The organism is Desulfomicrobium orale DSM 12838 (assembly GCF_001553625.1).
Classification (GTDB): domain Bacteria; phylum Desulfobacterota; class Desulfovibrionia; order Desulfovibrionales; family Desulfomicrobiaceae; genus Desulfomicrobium; species Desulfomicrobium orale.
The window spans coordinates 1,302,547-1,318,409 of record NZ_CP014230.1 but is presented as its reverse complement, the minus strand read 5'-3'; the positions used below and the strand labels follow the sequence as shown (position 1 = coordinate 1,318,409).

Annotated in this window: 15 protein-coding genes; 11 read left to right on the top strand and 4 right to left on the bottom strand. The window is 62.9% G+C overall.

Annotation, left to right across the window (positions count from 1 at the left end; genetic code table 11):
- Positions 1-18 precede the first annotated feature (18 nt).
- From AXF15_RS05940 to AXF15_RS05915, 6 genes are all read left to right on the top strand, one after another.
- On the top strand, positions 19-1,260 hold the full coding sequence (locus AXF15_RS05940; RefSeq protein ID WP_066608725.1) for a CoB--CoM heterodisulfide reductase iron-sulfur subunit A family protein: 1,242 nt from the start codon (positions 19-21) through the stop codon (positions 1,258-1,260).
- Positions 1,261-1,263: 3 nt separating this feature from the next.
- Positions 1,264-3,555, top strand: a complete 2,292-nt coding sequence (locus tag AXF15_RS05935; RefSeq protein ID WP_066604643.1) for an FAD-dependent oxidoreductase — start codon at positions 1,264-1,266, stop codon at positions 3,553-3,555.
- Between the two features lie 11 nt (positions 3,556-3,566).
- Positions 3,567-4,793, top strand: a complete 1,227-nt coding sequence (gene qmoC / locus AXF15_RS05930; protein ID WP_066604640.1) for a quinone-interacting membrane-bound oxidoreductase complex subunit QmoC — start codon at positions 3,567-3,569, stop codon at positions 4,791-4,793.
- Positions 4,794-4,810: 17 nt separating this feature from the next.
- A complete protein-coding gene (locus AXF15_RS05925) occupies positions 4,811-5,485 on the top strand; it encodes a coiled-coil domain-containing protein (protein WP_066604638.1) in 675 nt (224 codons plus the stop codon).
- 183 nt (positions 5,486-5,668) lie between these two features.
- On the top strand, positions 5,669-6,256 hold the full coding sequence (locus tag AXF15_RS05920; protein ID WP_066604636.1) for a hypothetical protein: 588 nt from the start codon (positions 5,669-5,671) through the stop codon (positions 6,254-6,256).
- On the top strand, positions 6,216-7,424 hold the full coding sequence (locus AXF15_RS05915; protein ID WP_066604622.1) for a GAK system CofD-like protein: 1,209 nt from the start codon (positions 6,216-6,218) through the stop codon (positions 7,422-7,424). Before AXF15_RS05920 ends, AXF15_RS05915 begins: the two co-directional genes overlap by 41 nt.
- A 31-nt stretch (positions 7,425-7,455) precedes the next feature.
- On the opposite strand, the gene AXF15_RS05910 is transcribed toward AXF15_RS05915, so the two are convergent.
- The 3 genes from AXF15_RS05910 to AXF15_RS05900 are packed head-to-tail and all read right to left on the bottom strand — an operon-like array spanning position 7,456 to position 10,279.
- Complete coding sequence (locus AXF15_RS05910; RefSeq protein WP_066604619.1) at positions 7,456-8,418, bottom strand: GDYXXLXY domain-containing protein; 963 nt, start codon at positions 8,416-8,418, stop codon at positions 7,456-7,458.
- Entirely contained in the window at positions 8,415-9,755 is a 1,341-nt protein-coding gene (locus tag AXF15_RS05905) for a DUF2157 domain-containing protein (protein WP_066604616.1), read from the bottom strand. Before AXF15_RS05905 ends, AXF15_RS05910 begins: the two co-directional genes overlap by 4 nt.
- Positions 9,756-9,799: 44 nt before the next feature.
- Positions 9,800-10,279: a hypothetical protein gene (locus tag AXF15_RS05900; RefSeq protein WP_151192302.1), complete on the bottom strand. Its 480-nt coding sequence runs from the start codon at positions 10,277-10,279 to the stop codon at positions 9,800-9,802.
- 320 nt (positions 10,280-10,599) lie between these two features.
- On the opposite strand from AXF15_RS05900, the gene AXF15_RS05895 reads away from it, so the two are divergent.
- Genes AXF15_RS05895 through AXF15_RS05875 form a run of 5 tightly spaced genes read left to right on the top strand, consistent with a single transcriptional unit; the run spans position 10,600 to position 15,009 of the window.
- Entirely contained in the window at positions 10,600-11,406 is an 807-nt protein-coding gene (locus AXF15_RS05895; protein ID WP_066604610.1) for a 2-amino-3,7-dideoxy-D-threo-hept-6-ulosonate synthase, read from the top strand.
- A 34-nt stretch (positions 11,407-11,440) separates the two neighbouring features.
- Complete coding sequence (locus AXF15_RS05890) at positions 11,441-12,409, top strand: 3-dehydroquinate synthase II family protein (protein WP_066604607.1); 969 nt, start codon at positions 11,441-11,443, stop codon at positions 12,407-12,409.
- 5 nt (positions 12,410-12,414) lie between these two features.
- Positions 12,415-12,918, top strand: a complete 504-nt coding sequence (gene pheA / locus AXF15_RS05885) for a chorismate mutase (protein ID WP_066604605.1) — start codon at positions 12,415-12,417, stop codon at positions 12,916-12,918.
- The gene (locus tag AXF15_RS05880; RefSeq protein ID WP_066604602.1) at positions 12,915-14,243 is read left to right on the top strand and encodes a 3-phosphoshikimate 1-carboxyvinyltransferase; all 1,329 of its coding nucleotides are present in this window, start codon (positions 12,915-12,917) and stop codon (positions 14,241-14,243) included. Before pheA ends, AXF15_RS05880 begins: the two co-directional genes overlap by 4 nt.
- Positions 14,233-15,009, top strand: a complete 777-nt coding sequence (locus AXF15_RS05875) for a prephenate dehydrogenase/arogenate dehydrogenase family protein (protein WP_066604599.1) — start codon at positions 14,233-14,235, stop codon at positions 15,007-15,009. Before AXF15_RS05880 ends, AXF15_RS05875 begins: the two co-directional genes overlap by 11 nt.
- Positions 15,010-15,089: 80 nt before the next feature.
- Here the strand turns inward: AXF15_RS05875 and lgt are convergent, their stop codons facing one another.
- Positions 15,090-15,854 carry a prolipoprotein diacylglyceryl transferase gene (gene lgt / locus AXF15_RS05870; RefSeq protein WP_066604594.1) on the bottom strand — a complete coding sequence of 255 codons (765 nt, stop codon included), beginning with the start codon at positions 15,852-15,854 and terminating at the stop codon, positions 15,090-15,092.
- Positions 15,855-15,863: the final 9 nt, after the last annotated feature.

The window sequence follows — 15,863 nt, the reverse complement described above, 5'->3', positions numbered from 1 at the left end:
GTTCTGGGAGGAATCTTCATGGCTAGCAACAGCATACTTGTCATCGGCGGCGGATTCTCGGGACTCACCGCCGCCCTTGAGGCCGCCGAGCTTGGTCACGAAGTCTTCATCGTGGAGAAGACTCCGTTTCTGGGCGGACGCGTCATGCAGCTGAACAAATATTTTCCCAAGCTGTGCCCGCCTTCATGCGGCCTGGAAATCCAGTATCAACGGATCAAGAACAACCCCAAGGTCAAATTTTTCACCCTGGCCGAAGTGACCAAGGTAAACGGTGCCCCGGGAGCCTATGAGGTCACGGTGCGCATCAGACCCCGCCACGCCGGACCGAACAGTCCCGATCTTTCCGGCCTGTGCGGAGAACTGAACGCGGAAGTACCCAATGATTTCGACTTCGGCCTGAGCACGCGCAAAGCCGTGTACATGGACGCCCCCTTCGCCTTTCCCCAGCGGTACGTCGTGGACAAGACGGCGCTGAGCTCCGCCGACAAGGCCAAAGTCCAGAAATGCGGCTACTTCGACCTGAACGAAGAAGAAAAGGAAATCACCCTGAACGTTGGCTCCATTGTCATCGCCACGGGCTGGAAGCCCTACGACGTGAAAAAGCTGACCAACCTCGGTGCCGGAGAGATAGAAAACTGCATCACCAATATGCAGATGGAGCGTCTGGCTTCCCCCTTCGGGCCGACGAACGGAAAAATTCTGCGTCCGTCCGACGGAAACGCGCCCCGGAAAGTGGCCTTCGTGCAATGCGCCGGGTCGCGGGACGAAAATCATCTCCATTACTGCTCGTACATCTGCTGCATGGCCTCCCTGAAACAGGCCCAGTATGTCCGGGAGCAGTACCCGGACGCGGAAGTGACCATTTACTACATCGATCTGCGCACCCCCGGCCGGTATGAGAATTTCGCCCGCAAAATACTGTCCGACGAGAATGTCCACGCGGTGAAGGGCAAGGTCGCGGCCGTGACCCGGGACAAGGCCGGAGACGATGTCTGGGTGATCGTGGAGGACGCCGTTTCCGGAGCCAAGTCGGTGGAGCGTTTCGACCTCGTGGTGCTGGCCACGGGCATGCAGCCCAGTCTGGCCGATTCCCCCCTGCCTCTGGACATTTCCATGGATGCCGAGGGCTTCATCCAGGACGGCGGAGGAAAGGGCATTTTCGCGGCGGGCTGCGCCAAACAACCTCTGGACGTGACCAAGTCGGCCCAGTCCGCCACGGGCGCCGCCATGCAAGCGATCCAGACGGTCAGAGGGAGGTAGGACATGGCCGATAAAATCGGTGTATATTTCGACGAAGCAAGCCTCGGCGGAGCTCTCGATCTGCAGAAGCTGGGCGAGGATGTGCAGAAAAAATGGCGTGACGCCTGCCCCGTGGTCAAAACGCATCCCTGTCTGGCAAGCTCCGAAGGACATTCCATGATCCAGGCCGACATTGACGCGGGTGTCATCGACGCGGTCTGCATCTGCGGCTCCTCACCCCGTGTGGACTGGGACTTCTACCAGTTCGGCACGGACATTCTGGTGGACCGTGTGAACCTGCGCGAACTGTGCGTGCTGTGCTACGCGGACCCGTCCGGCCAGACACCCGCACCCGGCCAGACGCCGGAGCTTCTGTACAAGATGGCCAATGATTACGTGAACATGGGCATCATCAAACTGCAGAAGTCCGGCATTCCGCAGAAAGAGGACCTGGAGGTCGTGCGGCGGGTTCTGGTCATCGGCGGCGGCTGGGCCGGACTGACCGCGGCTTTGCATGTGGCATCGGTAGGATACGACGTCACTCTGGTGGAAAAGAAGGATATTCTCGGCGGCGCGGCCGTGGGCATGTACAAGACCGCCCCCTTCAGGCATCCGTACGATGCGGCCCACTCCACCGGAGTGGAACAGAAAATCGCTGACGTACAGACCTGTGACAGGATTGAAATCCTGCTGAGCAGCGAAGTTCAGGCCATCAGTGGTGCGCCGGGCAACTACGAAGTCACCCTGTCCGTGAACGGCGAAGAACGCGGACTGTCCGCAGGGGCGGTGGTGGTGGCCACGGGCTGGGTCCCGCAGGACACCTCTTTCCTGAAACCCTTCGGATACGGAACGCTTAAAAACGTGCTCACATCCCGCGAGTTCGAGGTCCTGGCCAAGGGCGGCGCCATCATCCGGCCCTCGGACGGCGAAAAGCCCAGGAAAATCATGTTCCTGACGGGCTTCGGCGACAAGCTCGAACCTTTCGCGGACAAAGAGGCCGAAGCCCTCGCCGCGGCGCAGGCCGACGCCGGGAAGAAAGAGGAAAGCGACGCGCCCAAGACCAATTTCGTCAAGCAGGACACCTACCGGCATCTGCCTTACACGTCGGAGCTGACTTCGCTCGCGGCCCTGAAGCAGGCCAACTACGTGCGGGAATTCATCCCGGACGGCGTGGCCATGATCGTGTACGAACACATGATGATGCCCGGCCTGAACGAACTCTATTACAAGGCCGCGCAGAACGATCCCGGCGTGATGATGACCAAGGGCGTGCTCAGCGAGGTCCGGGACGGCGGCGATGGAGACATCGTGGTGGTTCTGGAGGACACGCTTCTGGGTCCCAAGGTGGAGATGGAAGTGGACATGCTGGTGCTGCCCACGGCCATGGTTCCGACCACGGCTCTCGACCCGGTGCTGCGCCTCAAATACAGGCAGGGTCCGGCCATGCCCGACCTGAACCTGTTCTCGGGCTATGCCGACTCCAACTATATCTGCTTCCCGTACGAAACGCGCCGCACCGGCATCTACGCGGCCGGGGCCGTGCGGCAGCCCATGACCCTGCCTGCGGCGGAAATGGACGCGGCGGGAGCGGCCCTCAAGGCCATCCAGTGTCTGGAATCGGCCAACCGGGGCATGGCCGTGCACCCGCGCTCCGGCGACCTGTCCTATCCCAAGTTCAACATGGTCCGCTGCACGCAGTGCAAACGCTGCACGGAAGAATGTCCGTTCGGCGCGCTGGATGAAGACGAAAAGGGAAATCCGCTGCCCAACACCTCGCGCTGCCGCCGCTGCGGCACCTGCATGGGCGCGTGCCCGGAGCGGGTCATCTCCTTCGACAACTACAACGTCGACCAGATCGGTTCCATGATCAAACAGGTGGACGTGCCTGACGACATGGCCGCAGGCGGCCCGCGCATGCTCATCCTGGCCTGCGAGAACGACGCCTATCCGGCCCTGGACATGGCCGCCCTCAGGGGCCGGAAATGGAGCCCCTATGTCCGCATCGTGCCCGTGCGCTGCCTGGGCTCCGTCAACACCATCTGGATCGCGGACGCCATGTCCAAGGGAACGGACGGCTGCCTGCTTCTCGGCTGCAAATACGGCGAGGATTATCAGTGCCACTTCGTGAAGGGCTCGGAGCTGTGCAACCGGCGCATGGACAATATCGGCGAGACACTCGGCAAGCTCGGCATCGAGACGGAACGGGTCCAGCAGCTGCAGATCGCCATCGACGAGTATGACAAGGTGCCGGAGCTGATCGACCAGTTTGTCGAGGACATCGTCAAGCTTGGTCCCAACCCGTTCAAGGGATATTAGGAGGAGCGTGTATGTCCAAAACAACAAGGATTGAGCCCTGCCTGCAGTTCGTCAAGGAACTGCAGGAGGTGGGCGGCGTTGATCTGAAGAAATGCTACCAGTGCGCCACCTGCTCCGTCGCGTGCCCCATGTCTCCCGCCGAGAATCCCTATCCGCGCAAGGAAATGATCTGGGCCCAGTGGGGGCTGAAGGACAGGCTGCTGAACGACATCGACATCTGGCTCTGCCACAACTGCGGCACCTGCTCGGACCTGTGCCCGCGCGGCGCCAAACCCGGCGATCTGCTGGGGGCCCTGCGCAACATGACCTACCGCAAACTGGTGCCGCCCGCAGCCATCGGCAAGTGGATGAGCTCACCCAAATACCTGCCCATTCTGGCGGGCATTCCCGCCGTGATCTGGGCCATCATCTGGATGATCCGGGCCTCCATCACTGGCTCGTTCTTCCCGGTCACGGAAGAGGGCCAGGTGATCTATGGCCTGCTCTTTCCCGGCGATTTCACCATCGACCCCCTGTTCGGGCTGACGGCCATCTTCGTGATGATCTGCTTCGCCCTGGGTATCAAGAACATGATCGACGGCTTCAAGGAATCGGTGCCGCAGACCTTTGTTATCGGCTATAAAAAGCCCTCCCTGAAGGACGCCATCATCGACACCATCAGATACGACATCCTGCAGCACTCCCGCTTCAAGAACTGCGTGGACAAGCCTGAGGACGAAGAACGGGTCAAAGGGCACCAGATCCTGTTTTACGGTTTTCTGGCCTGCTTCATCGTGACCTCCATCGTGGCTGTGACCCATTGGGGCGGCAAGGTCATATCCATCCTGGCCCCCATCGGGCACACGCCCATGCCCCTGTGGCACCCGGTCAAAGTCCTGGCCAACGTGGGCGCCATTCTGCTGCTGACCGGCCTGACCCTGCTCACCCGGCGGCGGCTGAACGCGGATACGGGCAAATCGGTATCCAGCTACTACGACTGGTATCTGCTGGGCGTGATCTGGGCCGTGACCCTGACCGGCATCGGCGCACAGGTGTTCCGTCTGGCGGCGGCCGCGCATCTGGCCTACTTCACCTATTACATGCACCTGGTCAGCGTCTTCATGCTCATCGCCTACCTGCCCTGGTCCAAGCTGGGGCATCTGGTGTACCGGACCACGGCGCTCATCTATGCCCGGTATGTGGGGCGGCTGCCCATCGGCGAAAAACTCATCGATGACGATAAAATCTTTGTTCTTTAATTTCTAAGGAGGACGCCATGTCTGAAGCTCGCAAGATTTTTCCCATGGATACGTTTGTGGCCTGCCTGAAAGGTGACGAAAACGCCTCCGTGGCCGAGATGCTCGGATATCTGACCCAGAAAACCCTGGACGCCGATTCCACGCCCTTCGCCGCCGCCCTGGCCAAGGCCTGGATCTACGAACAGCATCCGGAACTGACCAGAATGTCCAAGGGACAGGTCGTCGAACTGGGGCAGTCCGTCTCCGTGGCCCCCATGCCCGTCAAAGCCAAGACCGAGGTGGACGAAGTATTCGCCAAGCTGGCCGACTACAAGGCCCAGATCAACGCCAAGGCGGCCAAGGTCGAGGAACTGACCAAGGCCCTGGAAGCAAAGGACGCCAAAATCGCCGAGTTGTCCGCCAAGGTGAAGGAATTCGAGGACCAGAAAAAGAGCGAGGCCGAAGCCCTGTTCGTGACCACCGAAGCCCGCATCGTGGAATTCACGGGCAAGCTGGAAGCCCTGCTGAAGGAAGTGGACGAAGTGAAAAAGACCGGCGTGGTGGTCGCTGGCGTGGCGGGGGCAGCCCCTGCCGCCGCTGGTGCCGCTCCGGCCGCTGCGAACGACTCCGGAGCCCCGGTCGAAGTGGGAGCCGGAGACGATTTCGGCTTCTCCGGCGGAGCCCAGGACCCCTTCTCCGATTCCAACTGGTAAAAAACGGTTTGTTGCTCCAGAAAAAAAGGCTTCCTCATGCGGGGAAGCCTTTTTTGTTCCCGGCGGAACCGTTCATTCCGCTGGCGAGGCCGTTCAGCCATATGGAAGGCCCGGTCTTCTCCCCGTCTTGACGAACCGCCTCCGCCCTGCCACCGTATCGCCCGGCAACAGGAGGCCGTAAGCATGCGTATCGTTCAGAAAAGCCCTCTTCTCTCCACGAGCTTCGTTTTTGAAGCGGAAAACCTGATCTGCGTCCGCAAGGACTGGCACGGAGTCCAGAGGCTCGAAGTCCCCTACGGCTCCATCCGGATGGAGCCCGGTTCCGGTCTGGAGCAGAACGCCGCGCTTTTCGCCTGTGCTGTGGCCCTGTTTTTCTGGGGTCTGGTTCAGGCCGCCCACGCCCTCCTGCATGCCGACCCGTACGGACCACTCTTTCTGCTGGCCGCTCCCGCGTGTCTGGCCGCCCATGCCCTGATCAGGGCGGAGGTGATTTATCTGCCTTCCGACGCCGGAGAAATATCTCTTCTCCGCGACGGCCGGTACGATACACTCATGGAGGAAATCAACAAGCGCAGGAAGAAACAGCTGCTGGAGTGGTACGGCGACATCGACTTCGGCAACGATCCCGAAGAGGAAATCCGCAAGTTTCACTGGCTGCACTCGGAACACCTGATTTCCGAGGATCAGCTGCGCAGAACCATTGCCATCATCCGCGATGCCGAAACCGTCGATGGCGAGGAGTACAGCGATCCCACGCCGCCCCATCAGTAAGCGGGACGTTCAGGCCGCCCCGGGCCCGCGCATTCTTTTTTTCTCCGGCGGAACAGCCCTGAGGGAAACAAGCCGCGTTCTGGCCGGGCACACGCCCCATTCCATCCATCTGGTCACCCCGTTCGACTCCGGAGGCAGTTCGGCCGTGCTGCGCCGGTATTTCCGTATGCCCGCCGTGGGCGACATGCGCAGCCGCCTCATGGCCCTGGCCGACCGTTCCCGGCCGGAAATTTCCGCCATATGCGGCATGCTGTCCCACCGGCTGCCCAAGGAGGGCGATCCGGAAATTCTGCGCACGGAACTGGCCGCTCTGGCCAGGGGGGACCACGCGCTTCTTGCGGCGGTGACCGGGCCCGCAAACACGCGCCTCAGGCATCTGCTGGGCGTCTTCCGGGAGGCCGGGCCGGATTTCGATCCGCGCGGAGCGAGCCTTGGGAACCTTGTACTCACGGCGGCCTATCTGGAAAACGGACGGCGCATGGACCCGGCGACAGCACTGTATGCCGGTCTGGTGGCGGCGCGGGGGGATGTGCGCCTCATGCTCGACGATGATCTGCATCTGCTGGGCGTTTTGGAAAACGGACAGCGCATTCTCGGGCAGCACCTTCTGACCGGCAAGGAAGTGCCGCCGCTGACATCGCCTCTGCGGGAACTGCATCTGGTGCGCCCGGACGAACCCGCCCGGCCCGTGCGGCCACCCGCCAGGGAAGACATTCTTGGGCGCATCCGCTCCGCCCATCTGATCTGCTATCCCATGGGCAGCTTTTACAGCTCCCTTGTGGCCAACCTGCTTCCGTCCGGCGTGGGCCGGGCCATAAGCCGGACCGCCGCGCCCAAGGTATTCGTGCCCAACACCCTGCCCGATCCCGAAAGCATCGGCCTGTCCCTCAAAAAGCAGACGGAAATCCTGCTGCGCCACCTGCGGGCCGACGCGCCACAAGCCATCGCCCCAAGCGACGTGCTGGACTGCGTACTGCTCGATCCGAATACGGCCTATCCGGGATGCACCAGTCCGGAGCGGGAGCTGGCCGGCCTGGGCGTACGCGTCGTCGTCACACCGCTGACCGGCGCTGCCGGAGCCGTTGACCCGCATCTGCTCTGCCGGGCGCTGCTGGAACTGGCCCATTCTCCGGCCGAACGGACCGCTCCCGGCTCCGTACCGGCCTGAAACCGGCAGACAGAGCCGGGATGCCGCGGTCCTACTCCTCCACCACGATATCCCTGGGCGCAAACCTGTCGCTGACCAGAGAACCACGCCAGATCTTGTCCGCGTCCTTCAGAGCCGCACATTCCGCGGCGGATGGCGCCGTGTACACAAGCTGAAATGCCGCCCATGACTTGTCCTCAAACCGCTCCCGCCATTGCGGCCGGACGCGGACGGGCACGGCCACGGATTCGCCCGGAGCCACTACGCGCACGTCGCCGTCCGTAAAGGGTACCGGAATCCGCGGCTCTGAGACATCCATCCCCGGAGTTTCCCGCAGCCGCAGGGTTCGCTGGTCCTCGGGCAGGACCACGGCCACCGGAGAGGAAGAGACATTATGCAGGATCATTTCCATGGTGCCGTTGGTCTCCGATGCCGATTTCAGACCAATGCCCAGAGCTCCCCAGCGATAGCCCGTCAAAACGGCCGTGCCGCCGGAGCCGAAGGCCGCCCGCATTTCCAGCGGTACCCGCATTCCTTCGGGCGTGCCCTTAGGGATCTGCTCCAGTTCACGGCCTCGCCCCTGTTCCACGAAGAAGGCGTCGATGCCGTAGCTCACTCCGGCCAATCCCGAAGGGTGGACACCGCCGCCCCGAACCCGCCCTTTGATGAACAGACCCGACTCGGGCGGGGTCAGATCGGCGCTGACGATTTCCGCGGAGCCGTTTTCCCGGGCATCCAGAGCCACGAAGATGACCGTTTCCTGCTGCCAATGCCGCGTCGCGTTCATTTCATCCATTTTGGCCCGCAGCGCCGGACCGCATTTCTCTGCCGGAATGGTGGAAATCTCGTACCCGAGGGTTACGTAATCGCCCCGGAACGGATCTCTCGGATCCACAGGTGCCGTACACAACCAGACAGAAGGCCCGGTGCGCACGATCCACTCCCGCTGCCCGGCCATCCAGCCGAGCACCGCAAACTGTATGACGATAGCGGCCACGACCGCTGCCGTTTTCATGACGCGTTCCTCCCGGCGGCCGCTTCCCGCCGCTGGCGGTGATACATGGCCGCAATGAAGAAAAGAGCCCCGGACAGGACCAGAAAAGCCGCGCCCCTCGCCAGCAGGTTCTCAAACAGATCGCCAAACCGTACGAAGACCCATGCGGTCAGCAGCAGGGCGCTTCCCGCCACCAGCCAGGGCCGGGTTTCGCGCGAGCCGACCCATAGTCCCAACACGGCATGATGGAGAAAGGCCAGACTGCCCAGCGCGGCCAGAATCACCCAAACCGTGTATGACTGTTCCAAACCAGGCAGGTCTGCGGAAAAAACCAGAGCCAGCAACAGATAGACCGCATACACCGCGATGGGCAGCAGCAGATGCACGCGGCAGGCGGCGGTTCCCGCTTCGTCCCGGCGCACGGCCTGCCACACGGCCCAGCCGCCCAGTACGGCGCTTGCCAGCAGGAGCGCGGCCAGCCGGCCCCAGAGAACGAACGGCTCATCCTGCCAGAACCCGGCTTCAGGCAGGAGAAATCTGCCCATGTCGTAAAAGCTCAAGACGAACATCAAGGGGAGGTACAACGCAAGGCTCACGTTTCTGAAAACAGCCGAAGCCTGCGGGAAGTCCCCGCGCCGCCGGAGCAGCCAGCCCAGAGCAGCGAAGAGCACGGCCATGGACAGCAGAATCATGAAAATGGTTTCATCGCTCACGACAATGCCCGCCATGGCGGTGAGGGTGGTGCACAGGGCCGAAGCCGTGAGCAGAGCCGGAGAGCGCAGCTTCCAGGCCGGAAGGCCCGTGCCCGCGAACACCAGAAGCGGAGCGGCGGCCATTCTGGCATCGTAGGAGATGTATTCCGAAAAGGCCCAGACGCAGAGCAGCCCCGAGGCCAGCCAGCCCTGCTGAACCGAGGGCAGAACCCAGGTCAGAAGGAGCGCCCCGAGAGCCCAGATCAGGAAGGCGTCAGGGTAATGAGCGGAGACATGGTATATCTGCGCCACCAGAAAAATGCCTGCGCCGAAGAGCATGGTTCCCACAAGGTGGGCCGTCTCGGCCAAGAGGGGACGATTTTCCCGGCGCAGCCACAAGCCCGCGCCGTGAGCCAGGGCGAGCCCTCCGAAAATGACGCCCAGCTTGGCGAATTTATGCATCTTTTCCCAATTGTAGGCGAACAGCAAAATAACGCCCAGGCCCAGCGCCAGCGCGCCGAAGCCCGCAAAGACCAGGATTCCCCAGGACGGTCCGCTGCGGGCCTCTTCATAGGCGTCAATGGCTGCGGCCTGCCCGGAGGAGATCAGCCCGGCCTTTGTCCAGGCGTCCAGCCTGGCTCTGGTTTTTCTGTCGAATCTGCTCATGTGTGTCCTCTGATGCTGTTACGGAATCCAGACCGCCGTCCGATTCAGATATCCGGCGCTTCGGGAGCCAAAAATTCCAGCGGGAAGAGCGCCGTCGCGGCCTCAGCTTCTCCGGCCGGGCGCGCGTCCGGGGCGGGCGAAGCTTCCCGCGTCACCAGACCGGGCAGCGTCCGGAGCCGCTGCCTCGGCGCGCCGGGCCGGAAAGGATGAGCCGGACAGGGCGGCTGGGAGCCCATGGCCTGTCCCGCCGGACAGTGAAGCACCTCTTCCGGACTCCCCGCGCAGGCCAGACAAAAGGCGTCCAGGGCCGGACGCAGGACATCGTCATCGGCTGCGCCGTCCCGGAAGACATGCAGGGAGCATCCCTTCTGGGCGCACTCCCGGACCAGCTTCCAGCTTTGCCCCTGGCAGCACAGGCAGAGTTTCCGGACGACCTTGGACAGTTCCTTTCCGGTGGTCATGGGCGTCTCCATGGTCTTCTGGCCGCGATCTCCACGGCCCAGAGTTTCCCTTTCGCTCCGCACTATGCTCTGCCTGTCCAGGCGGCAAGCTCCGGAGGCCGACCCGGACCAACGGACCGGCGGGATGAAATCTTTTAACATACCGGATTATTTCTTGACAGCCTCCGACAGCGGCGCATAGGTACAACTCCATTATGAGAAGCTCCATGTTCACACAAAATTCATACGTATTTGTTTACGATTATTACTGTCGCAATTCCTGTGGTCCGGAGGCGTTGCCGTAATCTTTTTCCGACACGAGCAAAGCATTAGAGGGCCGCAGGCAACCGCCGGCGGCCCTTTTTCTTCGCCGCCGGAAATTCATTATTTAAGGAGAGACGATCATGCACATGGGAAAGAGTATCCGGCTGGAGCGAATTTTCAACCGTAACACGGAGAGAACCATCATCGTGCCCCTGGATCACGGCACCACGGTGGGCCCCATCGACGGGCTGGTGGACACACGGGTCACCGTAGACAAGGTGGCCGAAGGCGGAGCCAACGCCGTGCTCATGCACAAGGGACTGGCCCGGTGCGGACACCGCAGGCACGGCCGGGACATCGGACTCATCATCCATCTTTCCGCCAGCACCAGCCTGTCTCCTTTCCCCAACGCCAAGGTTCTGGTGGGTACGGTGGAGGAAGGCATCAAGCTCGGAGCCGATGCCGTGTCCGTGCATCTGAACCTGGGTGACGAATCGGAGCGGGACATGCTCCGGGACATGGGACGGGTGTCCGCATCCTGCGCTGAATGGGGCATTCCGCTCCTGGCCATGGTCTATGCCCGCGGCCCCAAGGTGAAGTCTGAATGGGACGCGTTCACCGTGGCTCACTGCGCCCGTCTGGGCGTGGAGCTGGGCGCCGACGTGATCAAAGTGGCCTACACCGGCGATCCCGAATCCTTCTCCAGAGTGACCGAAAGCTGCTGCGTTCCCGTGGTCATTGCCGGCGGGCCGCGCATGGACTCGCCCAGAGAAATCCTGCAAATGGCCCACGACTCCATCACCGCCGGCGGCGCGGGGCTGTCCATGGGGCGCAATATCTTCCAGGCCGAGGACCCGGCCCGGCTGGTGCGGGCTCTGCACAGCGTGGTGCATCTGGACTACTCCGTGGATCAGGCTCTGGCCCTGTTCGAGGAAAACGCCGTCTAGGCGCCGAAGTCGGGCTGACGCCTGGAGAAACGCCATGAAAAAAATCTTTTTTGAAGCCGTGCCCTTCGACAAGGGCGAAGTCACCCTGGCTCTGGAATCCGGGGTGGACGCCGTCATCGCCGAGGCCGAACATCTGGAGGCAGTGCGGGCTCTGAGCAAGATTCCCGTTCTGGACGCCGGGGAACTGGAATTCGTCGCCCTCAAGGACAAGTCCGATGAAGAAGAGACCGTACGGCTGCTCGCTCAGGGCCGGACCGTGATCCTGCGCGAGGGCTGGGAGATCATTCCCGTGGAGAACATTCTGGCCCAGTCCGGCGGGCTGGCCGTGGAGGCGGCGGGGCTGGACAGGGCCAGGCTTGCCGCCGGCATTCTGGAGCGGGGTGTGGCCACCGTCGTCGTCACACCCCAAGGCGCGGGCGACCTGAAGAGCATTGTCCGCGAGCTGAAGCTCAGCCAGGGTGTTCTGCCGCTGGAAACGGCCACGATCACGGCCATTACCCCGGCCGGTCTCGGCCACCGCGTCTGCGTGGACACCATGACCCTGATGCGGTCCGGCCAGGGAATGCTGGTGGGCAACTCCAGCGCCTTCACCTTTCTGGTCAACGCGGAAACGGAATCCAATCCTTATGTGGCTCCCCGGCCGTTCAGGATCAACGCCGGGGCCGTGCACGCCTATGCCGTCATGCCCGGCGACAGAACCTCCTATCTGGAAGAGCTGCGCGCCGGGACGGAAGTCCTGCTCGCGGCCGCCGACGGCTCCACCACCCTGGCCACCGTGGGCCGCTGCAAAACCGAGGTCCGGCCCATGCTGCTCATCGAGGCCCGATGCGGCGACAGAACCGGCGCCGTTTTCCTGCAGAACGCCGAGACCATCCGACTGGTCCGGGCCGACGGCGCGCCGGTCAGCGTGGTCGATCTGGCCACGGGCGATACGGTGCTCTGCCGCACGGACCAGGCGGGACGGCATTTCGGCATGCGCATCGACGAAGACATCAGGGAGTAACACCTATGATTGCCGACCAGCTGACTGAAATCCGGAAGCGAATCGACGCTCTGGACAAGCGTATTGTGGAACTTCTGAACCAGCGCGCGGCCCTGAGCCTAGAGGCGGGGCGGATCAAGGCCGCAGCCTCGGCAGCGGTGTTCAGGCCATCCAGGGAAAAGGTGATACTGACCCGGCTGACCCGACTGAATCGCGGCCCCATTCCCGAGGAACACCTGCGCTCTATCTATCGGGAGATCTTCTCTTCGTCGCGCGCTCTGCAACGGCGACTGGTAAAAACCTGTCCCAACCCAGGGGACCTGCCCGTCCATCAACTTGATCTGGAGCATCTGGGACGATCCGCGGACTCCGCACCCCAAACTACCCCACGAGGGGTCTTTCTGGCTGCGGATTCACGCAAAGCCGGCCTAGATGCCATTACCCAAAAAAATTCTGCGCAGAGCAACAGGACTGTGCCGTACCACGTGTGTACAGCCGGCCTGCTGCCGCATGGGCAGGAGGACGCATGAACCCCGTTCGCATAGCCGCTCCGCCATCCAAATCCCTGTCGCACAGAGCTCTCATCTGCGCGGCTCTGGCTTCCGGCGACTCCATCCTGGAAGGACTGCTGGACAGCCAGGATCTGAGCCGCACCAAGGAATGCCTGCGCGCCCTCGGAGTGGAACTGGAACCCTGCCACGGCGGCCTGCTGGTGCGGGGTACGGTCCCAGGTCCGGCTTCCGGCGCGGCCGTATCCCTGAACGTGGGTGAATCCGGTACCACCTGCCGCCTTATGGCCGCCGTGGCGGCAGCTTTTCCGGGCAAATGGCGCATCCACGGCGAAGAACGCATGCACGAGCGGCCCATATCCCATCTGACCGACGCTCTCGTTTCCCAGGGCGTGAATGTGATCTTCGAGGAAAAAACCGGATACCCGCCCCTGACCATCGCCGGGCAGGGCCTTTCCGGCGGGGAAACGCCCATCAATCCGGAACAGAGCAGCCAGTACCTGTCGGGCCTACTTCTGGCCGCACCTCTGGCCCGGTCCAGAACGGTCATCACCCTGACCGGACGGTCCACCGCCTCATGGCCCTACGTGGCCCTGACCCTGGACATGATGGACGCTTTCGGCGCGGAAGCGGCCGTGGAGCTCCGCGCAGGCAGCGGCTGGCGGCCTTGCCCTCATGTTTCGGGGGCCGCCGGGGCAGAGCCCGCAGACATCCGCTTTCTGGTGAATCCCGGACCGTACCGGGCCAGAAACATGCGCATCGAGGGCGACTGGTCCAACGCCTCCTATTTTCTGGCCGCCGGAACGGTGGGCAGGGTGCCGGTCACGGTCACCGGGCTACGCCGCGATTCGGCCCAGGGCGACCGCTTCATGGTGGACATTCTGGAACGCATGGGCGCGCGCGTGCTGTGGGATAAAGACGAAGTAACGGTCTTTCCTTCGGCCCTGCACGGCGTGGACGTGAACATGAACGCCTGCCCGGACATCGTGCCCACGGTGGCAGCCGTGGCAGCCTTCGCCCGGGGGGAAACCGTCATTTCCGGGGCCGCGCACCTCGCCATCAAGGAATGCGACCGCATCCAGGCTCCGGTGGCGGAGCTGTCCAAGGCCGGAGTGGATATCACGGCCCGGGCCGACGGCATGGCCGTTCGCGGCGGGCCGTTTCGCACGCGCGCAAAGCTCTCCGCTCACGGCGACCATCGCATGGCCATGAGCCTCTCGCTTCTGGAACTGGGCGGTGTGGCGGTAAGCCTGGACAACCCGGCCTGCGTGGCCAAATCTTTCCCGGATTTCTGGACGGCGTGGGCGCTGATCCGCCGGGCCAACGGAGTGCCCCATGCGCTTTGACGTGCCCTCCCGCATGGTGGTGATCGGCGCCAGAGGGCAGATGGGCCGCCGCTTCGTCACGACCTTCCGCCGCGCCGGACACCGAGTGGAGGAATTCGATCATCCATTGGACGCCGATGCCCTGCCCCAGGCCGTAAGCGGCGCCGATCTGGTTCTTCTGTGCGTGCCCGTCACCGCCATGCGGGAAGTGGTGGCAGTCGTGGCTCCGCATCTCTCACCGGAAACGATTCTGGCCGACATCTGCTCCCTCAAGATCGCACCCCTGGAAACCATGCTCGCGGCCACGCACACGCCCGTGGCGGGCACTCATCCCCTGTTCGGGCCGGAGACGGCCGGACCGGATCTGCGTGTGGCTCTGGTGCCGGGACGCGACCGGAAGGCCCTTGAAGATCTCGGCCGCCTCTTCCGCGCCCTCGGATTTTCCACCTTCACCACCACCGCCGAAGAACACGACCAGGCCATGAGCTATGTGCAGGGGCTCAATTTCGTAACCACCGTGGCCTATCTGTGCGCCGTGCCGTCAGTCAGGGATATGGAGCGCTTCTTCACCCCGTCCCTTGCCCGGCGCGTGGATGCGGCGGCCAAAATGATCAATCAGGACGCGGAACTCTTCACCACTCTGTTCGAAGCCAACCCACGCAGTCTGGAAGCCGTGCGGCTGTTCCGGTCCTACCTCAACGTGGCTGCGGGCGGGGATCTGGAACTTCTGAGCCAGAAAGCCCGGCTGTGGTGGCAGGAAACCAGGGGAGAAGAAGAAAAAAAGTAGAGAAGCTTCTCCGGAAATGGCCAGTCTTTCCCCGAAGAAATGCCAGACCGCTGCCGCAAACACGGCTCCAAAGAGAATGTTTACGATGGACGCCGCCGGACCAGCCAGCATCCCGCCAGAATGACGGGCACGCTCAGCCACTGCCCCACCGTCAGCGTGAAATCCGCCTCATAAGCGGCTTGCGGGGTTTTGAAAAATTCCAGGACAAGGCGGGAGCCGAAAACCAGAATCAGACACCATCCGGCCAGAACCCCTTTGCGTCGGCCAGCCTCGCTCCCGGAGACAGCACCAAGGAGCAAGGCGGTCACGCCGTAGGCCAAAGCCTCATAAAGCTGCGCCGGGTGCCTGGGCAATGAATCCACCCGCTCGAAAATCACGGCCCAGGGCACGGCAGCAGGCAGGCCGACGATTTCGGAATTCATGAAATTGCCCAGCCGGATGCACATGCCCCCCAAAACCGCCGGAACGCTCAGCCGGTCCAGCAGCCAGAACGGATCGGCCCGACCGGAGCGTTTGAAAAACAGCCATGCGCCAAAAACCAGACCGGCGGTTCCGCCGTGGCTGGCCAGCCCGCCCTCCCAGATTTTGAGTATCTCCAGCGGACGGGAAAGGTAAAAGGCCGGTTCGTAAATCAGGCAGTGTCCGAGCCGCGCGCCGACCACCACGCCGATCACGATATAGCCGAACAGCCGGTCCGCTTCCCCTGGGTCATACCCCGCGCGGACGTATGCCCGGCGCATGAATATGAGGCCCTGCCAGAAGGCGACGGCGAAAAATATGCCGTACCAGCGTACGCTTACGGGTCCCAGAGAAAAAGCCGTAGGGTCGGCGTTCCAGTGAAGCATGATCACTCT